This is a genomic window from Streptomyces sp. W16 (genome assembly GCF_033194735.1).
Classification (GTDB): domain Bacteria; phylum Actinomycetota; class Actinomycetes; order Streptomycetales; family Streptomycetaceae; genus Streptomyces.
The window spans coordinates 1-2,289 of record NZ_JAWOAI010000907.1; the positions used below are offsets into that span (position 1 = coordinate 1).

At 73.6% G+C, this 2,289-nt stretch carries 2 protein-coding genes and 1 pseudogene; all 3 read right to left on the reverse strand.

Features of this window, described 5'->3' with window-relative positions:
- Positions 1 to 197: hypothetical protein (locus R6V09_RS51245; RefSeq protein WP_317888269.1), on the reverse strand; the 197-nt coding region annotated here is incomplete at its 3' end.
- On the reverse strand, positions 194 to 1,354 hold the full coding sequence (locus R6V09_RS51250; RefSeq protein WP_317888270.1) for an ATP-binding protein: 1,161 nt from the start codon (positions 1,352 to 1,354) through the stop codon (positions 194 to 196). The genes R6V09_RS51245 and R6V09_RS51250, both read right to left, overlap by 4 nt.
- A gap of 94 nt (positions 1,355 to 1,448) precedes the next feature.
- Positions 1,449 to 2,289: pseudogene (locus R6V09_RS51255) on the reverse strand (DNA-binding protein); the annotation flags it as partial.

Here is a 2,289-nt window from a genome sequence, read left to right on the forward strand (position 1 = left end):
GGCGCGCCGAGGTGGGTCAGCCACGGCTGGAAGTCCACCGGAAGTTCCACGCACACCACCTCGGCGCCGGCCGCGTCCAGCAGCGCGGGCACGGCGGCGGCGAGCGCCGGGCTGTGGTGCCGTACACCCAGCAGATACGGCACCACGGAGTCGGCCAGGGTGTCGAGCGCGGCCCTGGGGTCCTGAGCGATCGTCACCGAAGGTTCTCCCGCAGGTCCCAGAGGCGGCGCCAGGTCGCCGAACCGTCCTCGGCGCGGCGGCGCACCGGGCCGTCCCAGTAGCCCAACAGGCGTGCGTGGTCGGTGGGATCGTCCTTGCGGACCACGCCCAGGAGATGCCCGGGCACCAGGTCGAGGGGGTCCCCGGCGGGCAGGTAGGCGGTGGCCACCCCGAGGGACACGGCGACCTGCACCGCCTCCGCCGTGGACATCACCGTGCCGGGACGCTCCACGTCCCAGCCCTCGGCCGAACGCCCGGCCCGCAGATCACGGAAGACGGTCACCAGGACGTCGAGCACCGCGTCGTCGACGTCGAAGGCCGCGCCCGCCCGCTCGACGGCCGCGACAGCCTGCCGCTTCACGAGCGCGGTCTCGGCGTCGACGTCCGCGATCGGGTGCACCGTCTCGAAGTTGAAGCGGCGCTTGAGCGCGGCCGACATCTCCGACACACCGCGGTCGCGCAGGTTCGCGGTGGCGATGACGGTGAAGCCGGGAGCGGCGGCGACCTGCGCTGCGTCCGTGCCGGACAGCTCGGGCACGCTCATCCGCCGGTCGGAGAGGATCGACACCAGCGCGTCCTGCACCTCCGGCAGGCAGCGGGTGATCTCCTCGACGCGCGCCACCAGTCCCGAGCGCATCGCGCCGAGCACGGGCGAGTCCACCAGCGCCTGGGGAGTGGGGCCCTGTGCGAGGAGGAGGGCGTAGTTCCAGCCGTAGCGCAGGGCGTCCTCGGTGGTGCCCGCGGTGCCCTGCACGGTCAGCGCGCTGGTGCCGCAGACGGCCGCCGCCAGCAGCTCCGAGAGCATCGACTTGGCCGTGCCCGGTTCACCGACCAGCAGCAGTCCGCGTTCTCCGGCGAGCGTGACCACGCACCGCTCCACCAGGGCGCGTTCACCGACGAACTTGGGGGCTACGACGAGTTCACCGGGCAGCGTCTCGTGGGGCTTGGGCAGCTTGAGGGCTTCGCCGGCGCTGCCGCACACGAAGGTGATGACGGATCGGGGCGTCAGCAGCCAGCCGGGCGGGCGCGGCCCCTCGTCGTGGGCGGCGAGGAAGGCGAGTTCGGTGGCGTGGCGCTCTTCGGCCGGCAGGGTCTGCCGGGCGGGCAGGGCCGTCGCCGTGTCGGTGAGGGTCATGAATGTCCTTGCTGGGTAGGTCAGTTGATCGTCGATGGGTGAGGGAGGGAAGGAGGGGCGCCGGTGGTTTCCAGCGCCCCTTGCGCGGCGGCCGTCAGCGGCGGCGGCCCCGTCGCACCTTCAGCTCCTCGAACCGGGGTGCGTCGCCGTCGCCGACCCGCTGCCAGGCTCTGCGGTACAGGTCCGCGACCGGTTCGGTCGGCACGATCACGCCGAAGGACGCGTGATCGCCCTCGACGATGTCGAAGAGCGGCAGCTTCCAGCGCTCCAGGGGAACGCGCGGGGACGGCTGTTCGGCCCAGCCGCCGGGCAGGAAGAGCGAGCGGCCGGCCCTGGTCCGGGTGGCCTCGACCACGAGGTCGGTGGCGGCCAGTTCGGCGCGGGCCGCCTTGAGCCGGGCCGGCTTCCACCCCGTCCACCGGGCCGTCGTGCGGTCGGTCGGGTCGGGCATGGCGAGCAGCATCAGATACAGCGTGGCCGCGTCCTCACCGAGTCCGTACTCCTTGGCCGCCTCGACGACCAGGTCCGGCACGGAGTGGCCCGGGTGCTGGGGCCACCAGGTGCCGTCCTTGTCCCACTCGCCCGCGATCGGCTCGCCGGGATCGGCGAGGAGGGCCGCGAAACGGGGGTCGCGGACCAGCCGCAGGGCGACCTCGGCCGGGAAGGGCTGGTCGTTGACGCGGGCCGCGGGCAGGTAGGGGTCCTGACCGGCCTCGTCGAGGAGGTCGACACGGATGCCCGGGGCCGGCTGGTCGTCGTGGGTGGCGAGGACGACGGCGCCGTAGCGCTCGAATCCCGGGCCGGTCTCGGTGGGGGTGCCCGCCGTCTTCCGGAACGCGGGGAGGCTGATGTACGGGCCGAGGTCGAGCATGAGCCCGGGAGCGGCGAGACGTTGGCGCACGGCGGTGAGCACCGGCGGCAGCGCGGCGCGGATC

What these genes read in the sequence shown, in the direction of transcription:
- R6V09_RS51250 (WP_317888270.1), bottom strand. Translation starts at nt 1,354, where the DNA reads ATGACCCTCACCGACACGGCGACGGCCCTGCCCGCCCGGCAGACCCTG.